The organism is Kribbella aluminosa (genome assembly GCF_017876295.1).
In the GTDB taxonomy this organism is placed as follows: Bacteria; Actinomycetota; Actinomycetes; order Propionibacteriales; family Kribbellaceae; genus Kribbella; species Kribbella aluminosa.
On record NZ_JAGINT010000001.1, the window covers coordinates 3,711,285 to 3,733,522 of the forward strand.

20 protein-coding genes are annotated in these 22,238 nt (G+C 68.3%); 14 read left to right on the forward strand and 6 right to left on the reverse strand.

The window, feature by feature from the left end; all coding sequences use genetic code 11:
* Positions 1-273: 273 nt before the first annotated feature.
* Positions 274-1,710 (reverse strand): amidase, encoded by a 1,437-nt coding sequence (locus JOF29_RS17715; RefSeq protein WP_209695279.1) that lies wholly within the window; start codon positions 1,708-1,710, stop codon positions 274-276.
* A gap of 45 nt (positions 1,711-1,755) precedes the next feature.
* Positions 1,756-2,514, reverse strand: coding sequence for a RibD family protein (locus JOF29_RS17720; RefSeq protein ID WP_209695280.1), 759 nt, complete (start codon positions 2,512-2,514; stop codon positions 1,756-1,758).
* 104 nt (positions 2,515-2,618) lie between these two features.
* Here JOF29_RS17720 and JOF29_RS17725 point away from each other — a divergent pair, with 104 nt between their 5' ends.
* Positions 2,619-3,359 carry a dienelactone hydrolase family protein gene (locus JOF29_RS17725; protein ID WP_209695281.1) on the forward strand — a complete coding sequence of 247 codons (741 nt, stop codon included), beginning with the start codon at positions 2,619-2,621 and terminating at the stop codon, positions 3,357-3,359.
* Between the two features lie 138 nt (positions 3,360-3,497).
* Complete coding sequence (locus JOF29_RS44580) at positions 3,498-5,462, forward strand: HNH endonuclease (protein WP_209695282.1); 1,965 nt, start codon at positions 3,498-3,500, stop codon at positions 5,460-5,462.
* Between the two features lie 492 nt (positions 5,463-5,954).
* On the opposite strand, the gene JOF29_RS43265 is transcribed toward JOF29_RS44580, so the two are convergent.
* A complete protein-coding gene (locus JOF29_RS43265) occupies positions 5,955-6,173 on the reverse strand; it encodes a hypothetical protein (protein ID WP_245357643.1) in 219 nt (72 codons plus the stop codon).
* A 561-nt stretch (positions 6,174-6,734) separates the two neighbouring features.
* Between JOF29_RS43265 and JOF29_RS17740 the strand changes: the two genes are divergently transcribed.
* Genes JOF29_RS17740 through JOF29_RS17765 form a run of 6 tightly spaced genes read left to right on the forward strand, consistent with a single transcriptional unit; the run spans position 6,735 to position 13,250 of the window.
* Positions 6,735-7,892: an extracellular solute-binding protein gene (locus tag JOF29_RS17740; RefSeq protein ID WP_209695284.1), complete on the forward strand. Its 1,158-nt coding sequence runs from the start codon at positions 6,735-6,737 to the stop codon at positions 7,890-7,892.
* Positions 7,889-8,788 (forward strand): ABC transporter permease, encoded by a 900-nt coding sequence (locus JOF29_RS17745; RefSeq protein ID WP_209695285.1) that lies wholly within the window; start codon positions 7,889-7,891, stop codon positions 8,786-8,788. The genes JOF29_RS17740 and JOF29_RS17745 overlap by 4 nt, the downstream gene beginning before the upstream one ends.
* A gap of 47 nt (positions 8,789-8,835) precedes the next feature.
* Entirely contained in the window at positions 8,836-9,654 is an 819-nt protein-coding gene (locus tag JOF29_RS17750) for an ABC transporter permease (RefSeq protein WP_209695286.1), read from the forward strand.
* Between the two features lie 25 nt (positions 9,655-9,679).
* On the forward strand, positions 9,680-10,735 hold the full coding sequence (locus JOF29_RS17755; protein WP_209695287.1) for an ABC transporter ATP-binding protein: 1,056 nt from the start codon (positions 9,680-9,682) through the stop codon (positions 10,733-10,735).
* Positions 10,729-12,234, forward strand: a complete 1,506-nt coding sequence (locus tag JOF29_RS17760; protein WP_209695288.1) for an inositol monophosphatase family protein — start codon at positions 10,729-10,731, stop codon at positions 12,232-12,234. The genes JOF29_RS17755 and JOF29_RS17760 overlap by 7 nt, the downstream gene beginning before the upstream one ends.
* A gap of 29 nt (positions 12,235-12,263) precedes the next feature.
* The gene (locus tag JOF29_RS17765; protein ID WP_209695289.1) at positions 12,264-13,250 is read left to right on the forward strand and encodes a cytochrome c oxidase assembly protein; all 987 of its coding nucleotides are present in this window, start codon (positions 12,264-12,266) and stop codon (positions 13,248-13,250) included.
* Here JOF29_RS17765 and JOF29_RS17770 read toward each other — a convergent pair.
* Positions 13,247-14,713 carry a N,N-dimethylformamidase beta subunit family domain-containing protein gene (locus tag JOF29_RS17770; protein ID WP_209695290.1) on the reverse strand — a complete coding sequence of 489 codons (1,467 nt, stop codon included), beginning with the start codon at positions 14,711-14,713 and terminating at the stop codon, positions 13,247-13,249. The genes JOF29_RS17765 and JOF29_RS17770 overlap by 4 nt on opposite strands.
* Before the next feature lie 295 nt (positions 14,714-15,008).
* Between JOF29_RS17770 and JOF29_RS17775 the strand changes: the two genes are divergently transcribed.
* Positions 15,009-15,359 carry a GNAT family N-acetyltransferase gene (locus JOF29_RS17775; RefSeq protein ID WP_209695291.1) on the forward strand — a complete coding sequence of 117 codons (351 nt, stop codon included), beginning with the start codon at positions 15,009-15,011 and terminating at the stop codon, positions 15,357-15,359.
* A gap of 199 nt (positions 15,360-15,558) precedes the next feature.
* Here JOF29_RS17775 and JOF29_RS17780 read toward each other — a convergent pair whose 3' ends face one another.
* Entirely contained in the window at positions 15,559-17,073 is a 1,515-nt protein-coding gene (locus JOF29_RS17780) for an FAD-dependent oxidoreductase (protein WP_209695292.1), read from the reverse strand.
* Between the two features lie 72 nt (positions 17,074-17,145).
* Between JOF29_RS17780 and JOF29_RS17785 the strand changes: the two genes are divergently transcribed.
* Positions 17,146-17,862 (forward strand): AraC family transcriptional regulator, encoded by a 717-nt coding sequence (locus JOF29_RS17785; RefSeq protein ID WP_209695293.1) that lies wholly within the window; start codon positions 17,146-17,148, stop codon positions 17,860-17,862.
* A gap of 84 nt (positions 17,863-17,946) precedes the next feature.
* On the opposite strand, the gene JOF29_RS17790 is transcribed toward JOF29_RS17785, so the two are convergent.
* Positions 17,947-18,144 carry a hypothetical protein gene (locus JOF29_RS17790; RefSeq protein WP_209695294.1) on the reverse strand — a complete coding sequence of 66 codons (198 nt, stop codon included), beginning with the start codon at positions 18,142-18,144 and terminating at the stop codon, positions 17,947-17,949.
* Between the two features lie 175 nt (positions 18,145-18,319).
* Between JOF29_RS17790 and JOF29_RS17795 the strand changes: the two genes are divergently transcribed.
* The 4 genes from JOF29_RS17795 to JOF29_RS17810 all read left to right on the forward strand — a co-directional run bounded on the left by JOF29_RS17795 (position 18,320) and on the right by JOF29_RS17810 (position 22,214).
* Positions 18,320-18,814: a SigE family RNA polymerase sigma factor gene (locus JOF29_RS17795; protein ID WP_209695295.1), complete on the forward strand. Its 495-nt coding sequence runs from the start codon at positions 18,320-18,322 to the stop codon at positions 18,812-18,814.
* Positions 18,811-19,698, forward strand: coding sequence for a hypothetical protein (locus JOF29_RS17800; RefSeq protein ID WP_209695296.1), 888 nt, complete (start codon positions 18,811-18,813; stop codon positions 19,696-19,698). Before JOF29_RS17795 ends, JOF29_RS17800 begins: the two co-directional genes overlap by 4 nt.
* A 93-nt stretch (positions 19,699-19,791) precedes the next feature.
* Entirely contained in the window at positions 19,792-20,568 is a 777-nt protein-coding gene (locus JOF29_RS17805) for a phytanoyl-CoA dioxygenase family protein (protein WP_209696191.1), read from the forward strand.
* A gap of 221 nt (positions 20,569-20,789) precedes the next feature.
* Positions 20,790-22,214, forward strand: coding sequence for a M1 family metallopeptidase (locus tag JOF29_RS17810; protein ID WP_209695297.1), 1,425 nt, complete (start codon positions 20,790-20,792; stop codon positions 22,212-22,214).
* Positions 22,215-22,238: the final 24 nt, after the last annotated feature.

Below are 22,238 nucleotides of genomic sequence, written 5' to 3' on the forward strand. Positions count from 1 at the left end.
CGCGGATCCCGGCGCTGCTCCGGCACCATTTCGGCACGGCGAGTTGGGGAGGATTTCCCGCCCGATTCGGCACAACATCCTCCCCAACCCGGACCTACGTCCGGCCGCGAGCTCCGCCGTCCACCCACGCGGTGGGGTGTGTAGCGGCGAGCTGGTCTACCGCTGCTGCGCCACCCTCGTCGCCGTCACCAACGCACGAGAATCAACCACACCCACCACAACCACGCCACCGCGCCCGCCAGGCCCACCGCCCACCGAATCACCGGCAGAACGCTACCCGGACAGCGCTCCGGGGCCTTCGAGGAGTTCGGCCAGGCGGAGCGGCGTACGGTCCTCGAACATCGGGCCGATCAGTTGTACGCCGACCGGCAGACCCTCGGGGGAGCGGCCCGCCGGGATCGCCGTGGCCGGGAGGCCGGGCATGGTCGCGACACCGGCCCAGACGAGCTGGTCGAAGTACGGGTATTGGACGCCGTCGATGTCGAGGGACCGGGCGAGGGAATCGGGGTTGTGGTCGTGCGGGAACGCGGGCGTCGGGGTGATCGGGCACAGCACGACGTCGAACTCGGCGAAGAGCTGCCGCCAGGCGTGCCGGTGGGCTTCGCGGCGGGCGTCCGCAGCCATCCAGTCGCGATGGCTGATCGCGATGCTCCGCAGCCGCGTCGCGTCGAGGCTCTGGTCGTTGGCGTCCAGGCCGGCGGCGAGGGTCTGCAGTTGCCGGTACATGTCGATGGGGAAACGCGCGCCCGCGCCGGAGAAGTGCAACTGGGAGTAGACCGTCGCGGCCTCGGCCAGATCGGGCAGGAGAGGACTGTGGCGTTCGACTCGCGCTCCGCCGGCTGTGAGGGCGTCGACGACCCGCTTCAGGCCTGCGCGTACGGCGGACCCGGTCGGGATGAGCGGATGCTCCTCGACGACCAGGACCCGGAAGTCCGACAGCTGCTGATGGCGGGCGGGTGGCAGCTTCAGGTTGTACGCCACCCCGTGGGTCAGCGGGTCCGGCCCGGCCATGACGTCGAGGAGGAGGGTGAGGTCTCTGGCGGAGCGAGCCATCGGGCCGACCACGGCCAGGTCGAGTTCGGTCGGCCAGGCCGGCCCGGGCGGTGGCACCATTCCGCGGTTCGGCGCGAGCCCGAGGGTCGGCTTGTGTGCGTAGACACCGCAGAAGTGTGCGGGCGTGCGCAACGAACCGGCGATGTCCGAGCCGATCGACAGTACGCCGAATCCGCACGCCAGCGCTGCCGCCGATCCGCCGGACGAGCCGCCCGCCGTACGCGCGCGATCCCACGGGTTGTTGGTAGTGCCGTAGATCTCGTTGAAGGACTGCACATCCTGCAGGCCCAGCGGCACGTTGGTCTTGCCGAGGATGACCGCGCCTGCGGCCTTGAGCCGTGACACCTGCAGCGCGTCTTCGGCCGGCAGATAGTCCCGGTACGCCGGCAGGCCCCAGGTCGTGGGCAGCCCGACGACGTCGTACGACTCCTTGACGGTCACCGGAAGACCCAGCAACGGCTGTTCCGCGCCGCGTCGCCTGGCGTCGTCGGCACTCTCTGCGGCAGACCGCGCGCGGTCGAAGTCCGTCACACAGATCGCGTTGATCGCCTCGTCGTCCCGCTCGATCCGCGCGATCGCTTCGTCCGTCAGCTCGGCCGACGTGACCTCACCGGCACGCAACGCGGCGAGGAGCTCTTCTGCTGTAGGAAAGTCCACGAATCGGACCGTACAGACCTGTCGTCGGAGCCACGAAACCCTATTTCACGCAACTGTCCTGTAGTGAAGGCGGACGGCCCCGCCGATGTCCGTATGGACCGAGAGCAACTCCAGGCGGGTAGCCGGCTCGCCGACGCCGAGCGGCGAGCCGTCCGTGATCGACGGAGTACCCACGCCGCCGATCAGGGCGGGCAGGACGGTGACGTGCAGTTCGTCGATCAGATCTGCTCGCAGTAGTGCGCCGTTGAGTCCGCCTCCTGCGGTCGACAGCACGCACGTGATGCCGAGCTCGGTACCCATTGCCGCCATCGCCTCGGCCAGCTCGACCCGGTTGTCGCCGGCAACGAGGTAACAGATGCGCTCCCGGCGGAGGTACGCGAGATAGTCGACTGGCGTCGACCGCGACACCAGGACCAGTACGTCCCAGTTCTCGTGGTCTTCCGTCCAGCGCACCCGCCCGCGGCTGTCCACGGCCGTGAACCACATGTGCGGCGGCGACACCAGTCCGATGATCTCCGGCGGCAGGAAGTGTTCGTACAACTCGGCGGCGTCCCCGTCGTACGCCGGGAGCCCGTCCGGCGTCTCGTCCTCGGCGACCAGGCTGCCACTCCCTTCGAGGATCGCGTTGCAGCCGTACTGCGCCCTGACCACCTCCAGGATGTCGACCGGATCAGCGGCCTGCGGAGTGATCGCCGCCCACAACTCCGAACTCGGCCGACGCATCAGCAACGCATCACGAGCAAGCGCAACCTTCCCGTCGACACTCGCACCCACACTCACCACCACACGTGGCCGTTCAGCCATCGCCGCCTCCTGAACTCGCCGGACATCGGTCGTCAAGCTCTACCAGGGCCCACCGACAGAAGAACCTCACCGGCCGAGCTGTCCCGTGGCCTAGAGTCGTTGTCATGAGTTCGCTCGAGTCCTGGGCTCTGAGGAGCCACACTGCTGACGGGACCACCCACCCGACGTACCGCAAAGGCAGCGGGCCGGGTGTGATCGTGATTCACGAGATCCCCGGCATCACGCCTGCCGTGCTCGAATTCGCCGAGGGAGTCGTCAGCAGCGGTTTCACCGTCGTGATGCCGTCGTTGTTCGGGCGGCCTGGAGCAGCGGCGACCGTGCTCGAGTCGGTGCGCAGTATCGCCAGTATCTGCGTCAGCAGAGAGTTCAGCATGTTCGCGCTGGGGCGCACGACGCCGGTCGCCGGCTGGCTGCGCTCGTTGGCCAGGGAGTTGCACGAGGAGCTGGGCGGGCCGGGCGTAGGCGTGGTCGGCATGTGCATGACCGGAGGGTTCGCGCTCGCGATGCTGGCAGATGCTCCGGTCGCGGCGCCGGTTCTCGCACAGCCTGCCTCGCCGGCGCCGCTCGGCAAGGCTCGTGGGGCAGACCTCGGGCTGAGCCCGGCCGACCTGGCATCGGTCAAGGCGAAGGTCGCCGCGGGATGCCAGGTGCTGGGGCTGCGCTACAAGGACGATCCGGCCGTCGGCACTCGGTTCGACACCCTGCGGCGTGAGCTCGGCGCGAACTTCATCGCCGTGGAGTTCCCCGGGCGGAAACACGCGACCCTGACCGAACACCGCCAGCAGGCCGGTGTGGACCGGGTCCTCAGCTTCTTCGACGAGAAGCTGAAGGCAGCGCACAAGTAGGCGACTGAAGGTCTGTAGTTGCCTGAGGCAATATCCACAGGGTCGTCGCGATCGCGTGGATCTGTGGATAACATTTTTCCTTGTTTTGAAGGGGATCCGGCTTTGAAAACTGTCGGAGGCCGTGTCTAGAGTTTGGGCATGGAAGACCTCGGCGAGCGGCCACCCGAGCTGATGAGCGAGCACGAACTCGTCCGCGCCCTCGACGACGCCGACGCCGACCTCGCCCGCCGGCAGACCCGCCGCCTGCGCATCATCGCCGCCCTCGACAACACCGGCCACGCCGAAAAGACCGGCGCCCGCAACACCACCCAATACATCCAGTACCGCTACCGCCTCGACCACTACCGCGCCCACCGCGACGTCCACCTCGCCCGCGCCCTACCCAAATACCCCGCCGTCACCGCCGCACTCCCCGCAGACCTCCCTGGGGACCTCACCGCCGACGTCGTACTACGCCCCGCCCAAGCCGAAGCCATCATCCTCGAACTCGAAAAAACCCCCAACACCGTCCCGGCCCCCGACCTGGAATGCGCCGAACGCGAACTCGCCGCCCTCACCCACCTCCCACCCGCCGAACTCCGCAAAGCCACCGTCGCAGCCCGCAACATCCTCGACACCGACGGCCCCGAACCCGAAGAACACAAAGCCGCCGCCCGCGAAACCCTCACCCTCGCCTCCATCGACCGCGGCGTGAAATTCAAGGGCTACCTCGCCAACGAAAACGCCGAACTCCTCCGCACCCTCATCACCACCGGAGCCCGCCCCCACAAAACCCTCGACGGCACCCCCGACCCCCGCTCCCGCGAAAAACGCCAAGCCGACGCCCTCACCACAACCCTGACCCTCGCCGCCACCGCCCTCGACGCAGGCACCCCACCCCCCACCATCCCCCGCCCCACCCCAAACACCCCCAACCCAAACACCCCCACCACAGCAGACCCCCGCACCGCACCAACCCCCACGAACAACGCGTCCACACCCAACCCGGCCCACGATGCAACCGCCGACCCGGGGAACTGGACGCCAACCCGTATACACGGCACCGGTGCCACGGCGACGACTCCCGCAGGTGCTGGTGTGACAACCCGCTCGGCTGATGACGTGGTACCTGGGTTCGGGGCCAAGGCGAACATCACCGTCACCATCGACCTGCAAGACCTCAAAGCAGCCACCGCCGACGCCATCGGCCAAACCGTCAACAGCAACGGCCTGTCCGCAGCCACCATCCGCCGCCTCGCCTGCGACGCCAACATCATCCCCATCGTGCTCGGCTCACAGTCCGAACCCCTCGACGTCGGCCGCCGCGAACGCCTCGTCACCAAAGCCATCCGCCGCGCCCTGAACACCCGCGACCGCGGCTGCGTTGTCTGCGCAGCCCCACCCGTAATGTGCGACGCACACCACCTCATCTCCTGGATAGACGGCGGCCCGACAGCCCTGTCAAACCTCGTCCTGCTCTGCCGCCGGCACCACACCGACCTCCACGCCGGCCACTGGAACATCACCATCACCAGCAACACCGTCCACGTCGCCCGCCCCACCTGGGCCGACCCACCACCCCACCCAGGCCCACCCCCGGACACCGCATCACCACCAGCACCACCACCTGCACCAGTACCGACACCACCACCTGCATCACCACCTGCACCTGCACCGGCACCATCACCGGCACCACCTGCATCACCGCCGGCACCATCACCGGCCCCGGCCCCGGAATCACCACCCGGCCACTCCGGCGCCGGTCGAACGCCCACGGCCGACGTACGTCTCGATGGACGAGGCGAGGACCGCGCACCCGCGCCCCAACCGTCCACAGCCCCGCGAACGGACAGCCAAGACCAGGAAGGCTTGCGCGCCGCAACATATCTGGCGATCTGGGGCGAGCCCCCGCCACCCGACTACCAGGACAATCCACGACGCGGGCACGCGGAGTTCACGCCCGTCGATCCCTGGGGCGGGACCGCCGATGCTACGCAAGCCCCCAGCCACCTCGCTGACCCGCGCGACGTCACCCCCGAACACCACGCGGACGGCTGTACTGAGCCATGCGCTCGTCCTGCCTCTCCGGGTCTCCTTGTGTCGGTGGGACCGAGCGACCCGTAGCGCTGGGTGGATGTTGACGGGGAGCGGCTCGCGAGGGGGTAGGCGGTCCACGGCCACGGCGCTGGTGGCCGAGACGCGCGAGCTGCCCGGCGTCGCGATGAACCGCGCCCTCGATCTGCTCGCTGTTGCGGCAGCTGTCCGTGGCGTCGTGGTTCGGCGCGCGCGCAGTTGCGCGTGGTGGGCGCGGCTTCGGCGTGTTCGGCGCACACGATCGGTGGCCGGGCGGTCCACTCGGCGGGGGACGGTGAAGGATTGCGGGGCCGCGTCGATGGTGATCGCGGATGGGTGCAGGGGGTGCGTGGTTGCGCCTCGGTTCGGCGCGTACTTCGGCGTTCGGAGTCAAGTCTCTTGAACGTTCGGAGTCAAGTCTCTTGAAGTGGTGTACGGCGTTCGATCCTGCACAATGCCGGAGGGGCTGACCAAGTGTCTTGACGAGAGGCGGGTGCGCCGTGACGTCCAGAGGAAGTGGTCGCCGCGCCGCCGGTGCTCGAACTACTGCAGTGCGCCGGCCGGACGGGCGCGTCGTTCAGCGAGTGCTCGGCGGGGCAGACCGTCGAATGCGCGCAGCGCGGCCAGGGAGAGCAAGCCGCCCCGGAACACTACAATCCCCGGCTGCGGCACCTGCGGCACCTGCGGCACCTGCGGCACCTGCGGCACCTGCGGCACCTGCGGCACCGGCGGCACCTGCGGCACCTGCGGCACCTGCGGCACCTGTGGCACCTGGGGCACCTGCGGTGCGCGGTGGGTACGGGGTACGGCGTGGGTGCCGAGGGGGCTCGATGTCGAGCTGGGGGGTCCTCATCGCGGCGTGTGTGGTTTGTGGGAAATGAGTGCGACCGACCGGCGGGAACACATCTTCGACACCATCGAGTGTGCGGCGCGGGTCTGCGTGCGTTGCGGGTGCCGCGTGCTCCGGCACGGCGTACAGCATGAGGCAAGCTTTACTGCTGCGCGCCGGCCGGACCGGTACGGGCGTGGTCCGTGATCGTGCCTGATCCTCGGTGCGTACTTGTCGCTGGATCTGGCGGCCGTTGGCGGTGGACTCCTGCTGCCGCGGTGACAGCCGTACCGCTCGGAATGCTGCTCGCGGGTTGTCCGGAGTTGACACTTCGGTGCGGAGATCTTCGCCAGTCGGTCACGGTTTGTTAAGACAAAGTGGCGTGCTCTGGCAACGTTGCCAGAGGCAGCATTGCCCGGGGCGGCGCTGTGAGGATAGCGTTCGCCAAATTGCCGCTGCGCGTGCTGAGCGTGGCGCTCGATCAGGAGGCTTGTGTGAAGCTCACGTCTGCCGTCGGGGTCACCGCGGCGATCGCCGCCACGGCCATCGGCCTCGCCGGATGTGCTCAGAAGAGCACCGGCTCTGCGGACACCGGTGGGGATTCCGGGACGAAGACCGTCCGGGTCTTCCTCAGCGGCGACACCAATGTCCAGACGCTGTGGGAGAAGGACCTCGCCCCGGCGTTCGAGAAGGCGAACCCGGGCTACAAGGTCGACGTCACCCTCGACCTGCACGGTGAGCACGACGCCCAGACGATGGCGAAGCTGGCGAGCTCGGTCGCGCAGAAGAAGGATCCCGGGTTCGACGTCGTCGACGGCGGCTTCGTGGCCAAGGCCTCGGCCGCGAACCTGCTGCAGCCGGTCGACGCGAGCAAGATCCCCGCACTGTCGGACATTCCGGCGGACGTCGTGAAGGCCGGCGGCACGGGCGGTATCCCGTACCGCGGCTCGTCGGTCCTGCTGGCGTACGACACGAAGACCGTGCCGACACCGCCGAAGACGCTCGACGAGCTGCTCGCGTGGGTCAAGGCGAACCCGGGCAAGTTCACGTACAACTCGCCGAAGTCCGGCGGCTCGGGCGGCGCGTTCGTGGCCACGGTGCTCGACAAGTACGTGCCGGCCGACGCGCGGGAGAAGATGACGGTCGGGTACGAGAAGGACCTCGAATCCAACTGGGACAAGGGTTTCGCCGAGCTCAAGGGCCTGAACCAGTACGTGTACCAGAAGGGCGTCTACCCGAACGGTAACCAGCAGACGCTGGACCTGCTGGCCCACGGGCAGATCTCGATGGCCCCGGTCTGGTCCGACCAGTTCACGACCGGTGTCGCCAACGGCGCGATCCCGGCGACCGTCAAGGCCGCGCAGATCTCCGACCCGTCGTTCACCGGCGGCGCGGCGTACCTCGGCATCCCGGCGAACACCCCGAACGGCGACGCCGCGCTGAAGCTGGTGAACTTCGTCCTCGAGCCGGCCCAGCAGGCCTCGATCGTCAAGGACATCTCGGGCTACCCGGCGATCTCGTCGGACAAGCTGCCGGCCGAGGTCGCGGCGAAGTTCGCGAACGCCGACACCCGGAACCTGCGCAAGGGCTACTACGACCAGATGGGCAAGGACCTCAACAAGCTCTGGGACGAGAAGGTGCCCGGCAAGTGACCCGCGCGCGGGAGGGGCAGACCCGCGGCCTGTTCATGGCGCTGCCGCCGATCGTGCTGATCGCGCTGTTCATCGGGTTCCCGATCGTGCTCGCGTTCGGCTTCAGTTTCGGCTTCACCGGCGGTCTCAACAAGACGATCGCGCTGATCGGCCAGAACGTGCATCACGCGAGCGGCGGTACGCCGACGTTCGGCGCGTACGCCGATCTCTTCTCGGACCAGCGCTTCCTCGGCGACCTGGTCGTGACGGTCGTCGTCACACTCGTCAGTACCACCGTCGTCATCCTGCTCGCGACGACGATCGGGCTGTACCTGAAGTGCCGCGGCGGCGTCCTGGGCAAGGTGCTGTCCGCGCTCGCGGTGATCCCGCTGTTCATCCCGGTGGTGATCGCGTCCTGGGCGATCCTCGGGTTCTACTCGGCCGACGGGTTCCTGCGCAGCGTGGCGGCGCAGTTCGGGGTCGAGTTCCCGATCTGGTCGTTCACGATGGTCACGGTGATCATCGGCTCGGTGTGGACCTCGCTGCCGTTCGCGACGTTGCTGGTCTCGTCGGGGCTGCAGGCCGTGCCGCAGGCGATGATCGACGCCGCGCGGGACGCCGGCGCCTCGTTCTTCCGGGTCGTCACGTCGGTACTGGTTCCGATGGCGGGTGTACCGATCGTGATCGCGACGACGTTCACGGCGATCGGTACGCTCGGCTCGTTCACGGTGCCGTACTTCACCGGCCCGAACTCGCCGAACATGCTCGGCGTGGACATGTCGAACTACTTCTCGGCGTTCAACCAGCCGCAGCAGTCGGTGGTGATGGCGTTCGTGGTGTTCGCGATCGCGTCCGGGATCGCCGCGGTGTACGTGTGGGCGAACTTCCGCTCGGCCAAGGAAAGCGGGGCGGTCTGATGGCCGAGGCAACAGCCGGACCCACGGCGGTTCCGGGGGAGGGCGCGGTGCGGATTGCGCGGCGCGCGGTCAGCGGCGCGGTCGCGACGATCTTCGCGCTGGCCCTCGCGATCTTCATCATCGGTCCGCTCGGATGGCTCGCGGTGCACGCGTTCGCGAAGAGCTGGACGTACCCGAACCTGCTGCCCGACGGCTGGACCCTGCACTGGTGGAGCGTCGTGTCGCAGGACCACGCGCTCGGGGTCGCCGTACAGAACTCGTTGTTCTTCGCACCGATCACGGTGCTGGCCTCCGCGGTGGTCTGCCTGCCGGCCGCGTACGCGTTCGCGCGGTTCTCGTTCCCGGGCCGCCGGTTCTTCCTGATCGGGCTGTTCGCCGCGAACGCGTTCCCGAAGATGGGGCTGTTCGTGTCGCTGGCGGCGCTGTTCTACGCGCTCAACCTGATGAACACGATCCTCGGCATCCTGATCGTGCACGTGCTCGGCACCGTCGTGTTCATGACCTGGATCCCGGCCGCCGCGTTCGCCGCCGTACCGCGCAGTCTCGAGGAGGCCGCGCGGGACGCCGGGGCGTCGAAGCTGCGGACCTTCTTCAGCGTGACGCTGCCGATGGCGCTGCCGGGCATCCTGGTGGCGGCGATCATGAGTTTCCTCGCGTCGTTCGACGAGGCGCAGGGCACGTACCTCGTGGGCGCACCGGACTACATGACGATGCCGACCGAGATGTACAGCCTGGTGCTCAACTATCCGACCCAGGTGGCGGCGGTGTTCTCGATCCTGCTCGCCATTCCTTCCGTCGCGCTGCTGCTGGCCGCGCAGAAGCACATCGTCGGCGGCCAGCTCGCCGAGGGCTTCCAGATCAAGTAGAGGCACCGTGACCACCAACTCAACTGTGACCACTGCGACCGAGGTAGCCGCCGGGCGGGCCGCGGCCGGGCTCGAGATCAGCGGTCTGCACAAGTCGCTCGGCGGCCGGACCATCATCGACAGCCTCGACCTCACGGTCGAGGCGGGCGAGCTCGTCTCGCTGCTCGGGCCGTCCGGCTGCGGCAAGACCACGACGCTGCGGATGATCGCGGGCTTCCTCACCCCGGACGCGGGCTCGATCCAGGTCGGCGGCCGCGAGGTCGTACGGCTCGGCCCCGAGCGGCGCCCGAGCGCGATGGTGTTCCAGAACTACGCGCTCTGGCCGCACATGACGGTCGCGAAGAACGTCGGCTTCCCGCTCAAGCTGCGCAAGCTGCCCAGGAAGGAGGTCGCCGACCGGGTCGACGCGGCGCTCGCGCTGGTCAACCTGATGCACCACAAGGACTCGCGTCCGGCGCGGATCTCCGGCGGCGAGCAGCAGCGTACGGCGCTGGCCCGCGCGCTCGTCCAGGAGCCGGAGCTGCTGCTGCTCGACGAGCCGCTGAGCAACCTCGACGCGAAGCTGCGGGTCAAGGTCCGCGAGGACATCCGCGAGATCCAGCAGCGGCTCGGCATCACCACCGTCGTGGTCACGCACGACCAGGAGGAGGCGATGTCGATGTCGGACCGGATCGCGGTGATGAACGACGGCCGGATCGAGCAGTTCAGCACCTCCGTGGATCTCTACAGCACGCCCGCGACCGAGTTCGTCGCGACGTTCATCGGGAGCCTGAACCGGTTCGAGGGACGGATCGAGGCGGGCCGGATCGCGAGCGGTTCAGGAGTCGTCGGAATCCGTCCGGAGGACGTCCGGTTCTCGGCCGACGGTGCTGACGACAAGGATGGCTGGGTGCCGGCGACGGTCGAGCGGGTGGTGCCGCGCGGGCATTTCGCGGAGCTGTACGTCAAGCGCGAGGACGCCGAGCTCCGTGCGTACGTCACCGGCGCGTTGCCACCGGTCGGAGCGCGCGGGCACGCGCGGGTCGAGAAGTGGCTCGAGTTCGAGGACGGCAAGCTCGTACGTCGGGGGTCGGCATGTTGATCACTGCGCACCGAGGCGACGTCGAGCGGTACCGGGAGAACACGCTCGCCGCGGTCCGTTCCGCGGTCGAGAACGGTGCCGACCTGGTCGAGATCGACGTCCGCGTCACCCGCGACGGCCGGGTCGTACTCCTGCACGACGCGACGCTGGAGCGGCTGTGGGGAGTTGACCGCGCCGTCTCCCAGGTGGACTGGGCGGAGGTCTCGGGGCTCGGCGACGGAGACGACCGGATTCCGCTGCTCGCCGATGCGCTCGCGGTTGTCGCCGGTACGTCGGCGACGCTGCTGATCGACATGTCGGACCCGGATTGTGCCGCGCCGGCCGTTGCCGTCGTACGCGAGGTGCCGAACGCGCGTGTCGCGTGGTGCGGGGACGTCGACGCGATGCGGACGGTTCGCGAACTCGCTGCGGATGCGCGGATCTGGTTGCCGTGGGACCGGCGCGATCTCCCGCCGGCGGACCTCGTCGCGGCGCTGCGGCCCGACGTCGTCAACTCGGCGTACATCTTCCTCAGCCCCGCGCTCGTCGAGGCGGCGCACGCGGCGGGCGCGCGGATGGCCTGCTGGACGGTCGACGACGAGGACGCGATGCGCTGGGTGCTTGCCACCGGCGCGGACGCCGTGACGACCAACCGGCTGCGCGTCCTGCAGGGAGTCGTTGCCGAAGGCCCCGAGTCGTGGAGCGCCGCGCCCCGGCCGGCGCTGCTGACGTACGACGAGCTGGAAGCGGCCGTGGCGGTTGCGCACGAGTTGGCGCGCTGGGCCGTCGACTACACGAGCAGCGCCGAGCTCGGCGTGATCCGTACCAAGGCGCACGCGGCGGACCACGTCACCGCGGTGGACGTCGCGGTCGAGCAGCATGTCCGCGAGGTCATCGCCGAGCGCCTGCCGGGTCACCTGGTGGTGGGTGAGGAACTCGGCGGCGTCGCGCAGCCCGGTACGCCGTGCTGGTACGTCGACCCGGTGGACGGTACGGCGAACCTCGCGAACGGGATGCCGTGGACGGCGTTCTCGCTGGCCCTCGCGATCGACCGGGAGCCGCTCGTGGCCGTGGTCGGCGACGCGTGGCACGGGCAGGTGTTCGGGGCCGTCGCGGGGCGCGGGGCCGAGCGGGACGGCGTACGGCTTGAGCTGCCGCCGGCCGAGAGCGCGAGCCTGACCGGGACGATGGTCAGCACCGAGCTACTGGGTCATGAGACCTGGCCGGGCATGGTCGAGTTCTTCGACGCGCTGCGGGACCGCTTCTGCACTGTCCGTGTCATGGGGTCGGGAACGCTTTCGCTGACAGGTCCTGCTGCGGGCCGCGGAGCCGGATCGGTCATCGAGCGCTTCAGCCCGATCGACCACTTGGCCGCCGCGCTGATCGTCCGCGAGGCAGGCGGCGTACTCCTCGACGACGCCGGGAACGAGACCGTTTGGCCTACTGCCGGAGGGATTCTCGCGGCACGTCCGGAGTACGCGGCCGAGCTGTACGCCGTGTGGAGTGCTGCCCGCGGGTGACGGATTGCCCTGTGCAATGCTTGACGTCGATGTCGGACATGGGTGGGATGGCGCCACTGACCTGGGCTTCGTTCCTGGGCAGCTGGCGGGTTGCGCCGGGCTGGCTCGCGGTGGCCGTGGTGCTCGCCGGCGGGTACTGCGTTCTGCGCGTCCGCGGGCGCGGTCGATCGACGGTGCGGGTCTGGCGGGCGGCGTCGTTCGTCCTCGGCTGCGTGATTCTCTGGGTCTGCGTGGCGTCCGGGATCGGCGCGTACTCGATGTCGGTGTTCTGGATGCACATGGTGCTGCATCTGACGCTGATCATGGTGGTCCCCGTGCTGCTGGTCCTCGGGCATCCGATCACGGTCGCGCTCGAGTCCGCTTCCGCCGACCGGCAGTCCCGCGCGCGGCGGCTGGTGTCGTCGCGACCGATGGGCCTGCTCACGCATCCCGCGGCCGGGCTGGCCATCTACACGCTCGTGATCGTGGTGACGCACCTGACCGGGTTCATGGACCAGATGGTGATGCATCCCTGGCTGATGACGGGCGAGCAGGTGCTGTACGTCGTCGCCGGGTACCTGTTCTTCCTGCCGTTGCTGGGGGAGGAGCCGCTGCACTCGGATCCGGGGTACCTGCTCCGGCTGGTGCTGTTCCTGATCGCGATGTTGCCGGACACCGTCGTCGGCATCGTGCTGCTGCAGACCACCCGCGACCCGTTCCCGATGATGATGGAGATGCATCCGAGCTGGGCGCCCGCGCCGTTGACGGACATTCACACCGCCGGCGGACTGATGTGGGCGGTGGGGGACGGCCTGATGATGTTCGCTGCCGTCGGGCTGATGATCAGCGTCGTCACGTCACCGGCCAAACGCGACCGGATGACCGGCAGCTGGCTGGACGCCGTACGCCGTACCGTGATCGCGACCGAGGTGGGCGCCGATCCGAAGGACCAGCTCGATCCGGACAGCGACGAAGCCCACGAGGCGTACAACCGGATGCTGCAGCGGCTCGCCGGCGAGCAGAAGAAGCGCCCCTAGGACTCGGGCTTGGGCATCGGGGCCTCGACGCCGACCTTGCCGCCGGTGCCGGTCGCCGTAGAGGCCTGGTTGTGCAGGCCGGCCAGGTTGGCGACGGCAGGATGCGTGCGGCCCATCGGTCCTGCGGCGAGCGCCGTGAACAGGTTGAGCGTCACCTTCCGGGCGAAGTCCACCGAGGGCTGGTTCACGTCGAACTGCGGGTCCGGGCCTTCCAGCGCACGGACCCACTCGATGGTCCCGGTCCCGAACACGCCGGCTCCGGACGGCGTCGTGTAGTACGTCGAGTCCGCGACCGTGTGCCTGACGCCGCAGGTGGTCGGCGAGTGGGCGACGACCTGCAGGTTCGCGGGCGTCCCGGCGATCGGGTACGCGCGATCCGCCTCGTCGCCGATCAACCCCTGGTACGCCGACCCGACTCCGGCGCCGGTACCAGCGAACAGGAAGAAGTTCGGGTCCAGCACCGTGTACGGGCCTTTCGCCGGAGCGCACTCGTAGAGGGTCCCGGTGAGCGAGTTCTCCGGGTAGGAGTGCGGTGCCGCGCGCCAGTGGACGGTGGTGTCGGGAGAGTTGTGGTGTGGGTCCAGCGCCGCGTCCTTGTAGCCGAACATGACGCGGTTCGGCCCGTGTGGGTCGGCGCCGTACCGGACGCGCCAGAACACCGAGTTCGCTCCCATGAACGCCAGGTTCGTCCCTGCGTCGCGCGCTCGCGTGACGGCCGCACGCGCCGGCAGGGTCCAGTACTCGTCGTGCCCGCCGAACACGATCGCCCGCGCGCCCGTGAGCAGTCCCGGGTCCGCCAGCAGGTCGACGCTGGTCGCGTACGCCAGCCGTACGCCGCTGCGCTCCGCGACCTGAACCAGTGGGTCGTACTCGTTCAGCACCCCGCGGGCGCCGTCGAAGTCGTACGGGCGATCGAAGGTCACCATCAGCGATCGCCTGGTCGCGAGGCGGTGCGGGCCGTGGTACAGCGAGTACCCGCCCCAGGCGTTGTACGCCTCCTCGGTGTTGACCGCGTCGACGATCAGGACCGCACCGCGAGCGCTGTCCGAGCGGACCACGAACGGGACGTACTTCGCCTTGCCGTTCGCCCCGCGCAGCAGCAGGAGATAGCTGCCGGCCGGCCATCCCTTGGTCTGAACGGTCAGCGAAGGAGTCCAGTTGATCGCGGAGACCATCCGGTCCGCGGTACGGAGCGGCTGCGGCTGAGCCTTGCCCGGAATACTCGCCGACGTCCAGATCAGCTTCGCGCCGGCACCGCCGTACCACCCGACCCGGTACGCGTGGACGGTGAAGGCGCCCACGGACGAGGTCACGAACAGCCGGAACGCCTGACCACTGCGAACGCTCACGTGATCGGCGTACCCCGCAAGCTCCATCGGCCCGGCAACCTGCTTGTCCAGGATCTGCCAAGGCTGGCGCCCCCAGCCGATGGCGGCCTCGTTCTGCTCCGGACCGACATCCACTTGCCCTTGCCCGGAGCCACCCGACGGTCCCTGGCAGCCGCACAAGACCGCCACCGCCGCCACACCTACGGCCAGCAGCCTCGCACCTCTCAACCAGCACCTCCCGAGTCCGGCAAGCATCGTAGACACCACTCTATGAGCAAACGCTGAGACCCGGAGCCGACGCGTAAGCTGCCACAGTGACTGGGGAGTCCGATTTCGACGAGGTCGTCGACCGCCGTACGTCGAACTCGATGAAATGGGCCGGTGGCAACCAGTGGTTCCCCCGCAGCACCGCCTTGTCAGGAGGACGTCCGTGACCGATCAGCGTTTCGAAGTACAGAACCGGGCCGAGGAATCCAGGTACGTCCTGATCGACCACGAGTCCGGTGGGGTGATCGGCGAAGAGGACTACGTCGACGTGACCGCCGATGCCGGCGTCCAGCGCGTGCTCTTCCATACCGGCGTCTCCGACGAGTACAGCGGCCAGGGCCTCGCCTCCCGACTCGTCCGCGCAGTCGTCGACGACGTCATCGCTCAGGGCTACGCCATCGTCCCCGTCTGCCCGTACGTCGCCGCCTGGCTGCCGAAGCACCCCGAGTACGCCGACCACGTAGTCAAGCCCCGCCCCGAACATCTCCGCGCCGTAGCTGCCCGCGAGAAGTAGCGGCTATGGCGGGCTGGTCCGACGAGGATATCCGCGATCAGGGCGGGAACTCGGAGTTGGGTCTGCGGGCGGCGATGCCGGCGCCGCGTGCCGCGGGAGTTCGGCGATTTCTTCGGAGGCGTCGGCCCGGCCCGGATCGATCCGCGAGCGACCGACCAGACGGCGTCCGCCTGGACCCCAACTGAGGACTGCACCGTCCTCAGGGCTTCCAGTGGATGACCTGGCCCCGTTCGACGAGCCGGGACTGCAGCGCGGGGATGTCGACGTCCTGTACGTCGGTCCGCGCCCGGACGGACTGCACCGCAGCGACTGCCGCGGATTCGGCCAGCACACAGAAGACCGGCTCCATCCGGGTCGCCGCGTATCCGATGTGTGTCGCGGACAGGCAGACCGGGACGAGCAGGTTGCCGCAGTCGGCGGCCTTCGGCGTGATGGCCCGGTACGGCACGGGATACGGCCGGCCGGTTCCGAGATGCCCGCCGATGAACATGTCGCCTTCGGTTGCGACACCGAGCTGCCCGGTGGTGGTGTCACGATGCGGAATCCGTCGTACCGGATAGACGTCGACCCCGAACAGGGCCAGTCCGACGCTGTCGCCAGGGTCCGACAGGTTGGCCACGTCCGCTTGTGTGACGGTGTAGGCGCCGTCGAGCCGGCGGGACACCCGCACGTACAGCTGCGGCGGCCATCCCTCGGTGTCCGGGAACACGCTCGCATCGAGCCCGTACGCGGCGGTCTCCGCGCGGAACTCAGCGGGTACGGCGGGATCGGTCGACAGGAAGTGGTGAAGCCCGCGCAGATAGTCGATGTGATGCCGCCAGACCCGCGCCCGGGTGTCCCAGTCGCCGTCCTGGTAGTCGCGGCTCATGCCGACCGGTGCGTTGGTGATCAGGGAGGCTCGCTGGTAGTTGTACTCGCCCGAGTTGAGCCAGCCGGGGAAGATCCCGCGCAGCGCCTCGAGGTCGGTCCCGAGGTGAGCGACGTACCGCCGTACGAGCTCGTAGTCGTCGGCCGAGTAGTTGCCGGGCGGAGTGATGGGCCGGCGGGCAGCGGGATCGGTGGTCACGTAGAAGCGGAAGTTGTACGCCTGCGCGTAGTCATCCGCCGCTCCGACCGGGTGACCGTGGTCCGGGTCGAGCAGCGGGAGCAGTCTGCCGCCGACACAGGGGTCGATCGGCGTCCAGTTGGTGACCGGCCTTACACCGGCGAGCTCCTCGCCGAAGTCCTCCTGGGACTCGCGCCCGGTGCGGTAGGGGACGCCGGCCAGCGCCATCAGGTCGCCTTCGTACGACGCGTCGATGAAGACCTCTGCCCGTACGTCGAGGTCCGGCACCGACTCGTTCGCCGGCAGCGGAACACCCCAGCGGTCGGGCGTCGAGGTCTCCAGCTGGATCGCGGTGATGCGGTTGCCGTCGCGGCTCACCGCGCGGGCGCGGCGCTCGAAGTACACCTCGATCCCCGCGTCCGCGATCCACTGGTGGAAGGCACGCAGGACGTCGTGCGGGTGCTCACCGAAGCCGAAGACCGCGTCCCTCGTCAGACCGCCGACCGCGACGGGGATCGGGCAGTCCTGCCGGGGTTTGATCCCTGCGCTGAGCATGCCGCCGAGCCACCGGCCAGGCTCGATCAGTACGACGGACGCACCTTCCTGATGCGCGGTGATCGCAGCGACACAGCCGGCGGGAGTGCCGCCATAAACACAGACATCGACCATGGCATGCACTCTGCCGCTGCACCTACCCCCTGTGGCATAGCCAATCTGAACGTGTGCATGTACTTTCTTGCCATGCTGACGCTCGACGGCTATCTGCTCGCGCCACGCCGGGAGCAGTTCAGCCTCGCCGTCGACACCTATGAGACCTGGAGCCTGCTCCTGCCCAGGAGCGGCGCATTCGCCTTCGAAGTCACCGGTGTACCCCGTGGAGTGGCGACGTTCGGGGACATCGTCATCTGCCCGCCCGGCGGTGCGCTGAGGCGCCGGATGCAGCTCCCCACCGCGTTCCTCCACGCCCGCTTCAGCACCGAACTAGCTCCACCGGCCGGGCGCACCCGACTCCATGACCTCGACCGGCTGCGTGCGGACCTGGAGATGCTCGACGACCACACCGAGGTGATCGCGACACACATCGTCACCGACCTCGTACTGATGGCACTACGCGCTCATCGCGAAGTCCCCGGCGACGAGTTGGTGCGCCAGGCAACGGCCTACCTCCACGACCACTTCACCTCGCCGGACCTCTCCCTGGGAGACCTGGCTGACCTGCTAGGCATCAGCCCCGCCCAGCTCTCGCGCCGCTTCAAAGCCACCCACGGCGTCACCCCGGTCCACTACCTCCGCCGCACCCGCGTGCGCAAGGCCCGCGAACTGCTCACCGAGACCAACGAGACCCTTCGAACAATCGCCGAACGCTGCGGCTACCGCAGCTCCTTCTACCTCAGCCGCGTCTTCACCAACCAGACCGGCCAGTCCCCATCCCACTACCGCCATACCACCAGAGTCTGAGGCCGTTCCGCGACAGCCGCGCGCACTCGGGCCGGGCGAGGGTAACTCGTGGACCGGCCCGAGGTGGGGCTGTTGCGCGGTGACCTACTCCGCGAGTTTGGCGATGGCCTGGGCCCAGAGGAAGTACTTGTTGGTGCCGAGGTCCCGGACGGTGACGATGTTGAACGCTGCTTTGAGGTGTTCGGCGTCGCCATCGCTGACGCCCTGGAGAGCTGCCACCGGCGCGTCCGCCAGCTCCTCGAGCGCCTTGGTTTCGTACGCCTTGTCCAACTTTGCATCCATCGCGGACATGTTCGCGTCCTCTCTCGGTCGGAAGTGTCGTCCTCAACGTAACGGCACCCACCTCACCAAGGCCAACAGCAACACCCAACCTGTGAACCAGCTGAGCGGGCGCCGGATGCAACCATCTTCGCGTCCGCAGGCGTGTCTAACCCGGTACCGAGGATGAGGAGGACAGATGAGTGATCGGGACGCCGCATTCGAGGCGTACTTCGCGGCACGTTCCGACGCCATGCGTGGCACGGCGTACCTGCTGTGTGGCGACTGGCATCGCGCGGAGGACCTCGTCCAGCAGACGTTCACGAAGATCTATCTGGCCTGGCGGCGGATCCAGCGGCACGAGGCGATGGACAGCTACACCAGGCAGACGCTCGTACGTACGTTTCTGTCCGAGCGGCGCCGGGGGTGGTTCCGGCACGAGTCGGTCGGGTCTCCGGAGACCGATCGGGCGGCGCCGTCGTCCGGCCTCGCCGACGAACGGCTCGTGCTGCTCGAGGCGCTCGGGAAGGTGCCGCCGAGGCAACGCGCCGTACTGGTCCTGCGGTACTGGGAGGACCAGTCCGTCGATCAGACAGCCGCATTGCTCGATTGTTCGGCAGGAAATGTCAAGAGCCAGGCGGCGCGCGGGCTGGCGACGCTGCGCGGTCTGCTGGAAGAGGAGAGGGTTCGATGAACGAAGAGGATCTCAACGAGGCATTGCACGACGTGATGGTGCGCAGCAGCCCGCCGCCGTCGATGGATCCCGCGCACGCTCTGGACCAGGCCCGCCGGGCGCGCAAGCGGCGTACGACGGTGTTGGCCGGGGCCGCCGCCGTGACGCTGGTGGTCGGCATCGGGGCCGGTTCCGTCCTGGTCGCGAACTACGCCGGTAGCCGGCCGGCCGGCCAGATGGTGGCGGGCGGACCCAGCACGACGCAGTCGGGGCCGACGACACAGCCAGTGGCTACGCCGCGGCCGGCCTCCACCTTGGTGCCGCCGACGACGCGGAAGTCCGGTGACCCGTGGCCGGAGGGCCAGGTCGACCGTACGGCGACAGCGGGGCCTCGCGCCGTACGGGCCGTGACGTTGATGCGCGACCTGACCTCGGCTGTCCCGCCGGGCTTCAGCTCACCGGACCTGAAGTACCCGGACGGTAGCTCGATGAGATGGCCGCAGGCCCAGTACGCGTCCAGCGACGGGGAGCAGGACTATTGGGAGTACCAGGCTGCCATCCCGGTGCAGCAGAACGATCGGGTCGGCAGGTTGCTGGTGCAGTCGACCACGCCCGACGGGAAACCGGCGACGACCCCCTGCACGATGGCGCAGAAGTTCTGGGGTGGGACCGGTACCTGCGCTGTCATGGACGTCGGCGGCAAGAAGGTCGGCGTGCTGACCACCAACGGACGCGGCAGCTACGACCAGTGGGCCGCCTACCGGTACGACGACGGCACCGTTGTGATCCTCGCGCAGGCCAAGATGGGCGCCGGCCCGGGACGATCGCCGCTGACGCAACCGGTGTTCACGCCCCGCCAGCTGGCCGAGCTCGTGACGTCGCCGAAGTTCAAGATCAGCACCTGATCTAGGTGAGTCGGATGTTTATCGGTATACGACTGGCGTCAGGATGGATCGTGACCGCTCTGGTTCCGACAACCTGAAGAAGAGGGCACAGTGATGCTCGATCCCGTCGTCGACAAAGGTCCGCTGACCGAGACCGACCGCTTCATCTTCGAGTCGTGGGGCTACTTCGTGATCCCCAACGTCCTGACGAAGGACGAGGCCGCCGAGGCGTACGACGTTTCGCGCCGTCTGCACGAGAACCGCGACCGCGAGTTCGGGCAGATCGGCCGGACCTACGAGAGCGAGCCGGTTCTGGAGCGGCTCATGGATCATCCTGACGTCCTTCCGAAGGTGCAGGGTCTGCTCGGCGACCGTTTCGTGCTGCAGGCCGGCTGGAACACGATGCAGCCGGCGCACGCGGGGAACGGTGGTTGGCACCAGGACGGATCGTCCGCCTTCGACTTCAAGGACCTGGGATACCCGGTTCCGTTGCTTCAGCTCCGCGTGTCGTATCTGCTCACCGATCAGACTGTGCCCGGCATGGGCAACATGGAGCTGATCCCCGGCAGCCACCGCTCGCGGGTCGGTCTCCCCGATTCGATTCGCAAGAGCAAGGGCGACATCGCGATCGGCCATGTCGTGTGCGCCGAGGCCGGGGCTGCGCTGGTGTTCCACAACGGCGTCTGGCACCGAACCTTCCGCCACGACGGCGACCACGACCGCTTCACAACCCACTACGTCTACAGCCCACCATGGGTCCGGCCGGCCGACCGTCTCAGCAACGACCCAGAGTTCCTCGAGCGCACCACACCCCTGAGGCGCGCACTGATGGGGGAGTTCGCAAGGCCGGACGCCCCGTTCGGCGCGAACTACGACCCACTCCCAATCTGACCCACAAATCGCTTCCCGCGGCACCGGCCTCCCTCGAGCACGGAGGCCGGTGCCGCGCCGAGGTAGTTGCCTGAACCGGGCGCTATTTCCACGTCTCGAATCTGGCTGACCTGTCGAGTAGTGGACTGTAGAGTGAGCCAGATTCACCTGGCGATGGTTGCGGATCAGGCCCGATGAATCGTCCGATCGTGCCAGTCGTCGAGGGCTGCGAAGGAGGAATTGTGGGACGTTTCGACCGTCACCGCGGTTACCTGTTGATCATCTGCGCACTGGCCCTCGGGCTGGTGGCCGGTACCAACCTGACGGCGACTGCCGCGCCCGGACGGGTGTCGCAGTTCTCGCCTGGTGCAGCAGGGGCCGGCGATCCGTACTTCCCCGAGATGGGCAACGGCGGCTACGACGTCAGCCACTACGACATCAGGCTCGCCTTCGACCCCAGGACCAAGGCGATCAACGCGACCACGACGATCCTTGCCAGAGCCACGCAGAGTCTCTCCCGCTTCGACCTGGATTTCCAGGGACCGCTGAAGATCAGCAAGCTCACGGTCAACAGGCGCGACGCATCCTTCATCCGCAGAGATACGCAGGAGCTGGTGATCACCCCGCCACACGGACTGTGGCGAGGCAGCACGTTCGTCGTCTCGGTGACCTACGCGGGCGTCCCGCAGAAGATCGACGACCCGGCGCTGGGACTTTCCGGCTGGGTCGCCACCAAGGACGGCGCGGTCGCACTCAACCAGCCCATCGGCGCGGCGACCTACTACCCGGTGAACGACACGACCGACGACAAAGCGACGTACACCGAGACCATCACCGTGCCGACCGGACTCACCGTGCTGGCGAACGGTGAACCCGGTCCGACCACCAAGCACAACGGCCGAACCACCTTCCGTTGGCACATGAACCAGCCGATGGCCAGCGAATTGGCCATGCTCGCGATCGGGAAGTACAACGTCACCCGCAGCGTGACGGCCGACGGCCTCCGGAACATCACCGCGATCGGTACGTCGATCGACACCGTGGCCGGTCAGGGCAAGGTGTTCAACAAGACCACCGCGCAGATCGTCCAGTGGGAGTCGTCGTTGTACGGGCGCTATCCGTTCGACTCGACCGGCGGCATCCTCGCCGACGTCGGCGTCCACTACGCCCTGGAGACGCAGAGCCGACCGGTGTACGACCAGCGCACCAGCCGCGTCGACGGTGACCTGCTCGCCCACGAACTCGGCCACCAGTGGTTCGGCGACAGTCTCAGTCCGGTGCACTGGTCGGACATCTGGCTGAACGAAGGCTTCGCCACTTACTCGGAGTGGCTCTACCAGGAGAAGTTCAACGGCACCCCGGTGGAACAGAGCTTCGCGGACGCCTATGCCAACGAGAAGGACTGGAGCGGCGCGGTGGCCGACCCCGGGCGGGACCACATCTTCGACGACCTGGTCTACAACCGCGGCGCGATGACGTTGCGGGCGCTCCGCCTGAAGATCGGTGACCGCGCCTTCTTCCACGTGCTCAAGCAGTGGCCGGCGACCTACCGGCACGGCAATGTCTCGACGCAGACTTTCATCCGGTTCGTCGAGCGACTGACCCACCGCGACCTCGGCACGTTCTTCCACACCTGGCTCTACCAACCAGGCAAGCCGAAGCTCTGACCATCCGAATGGCGCCCACCCCGG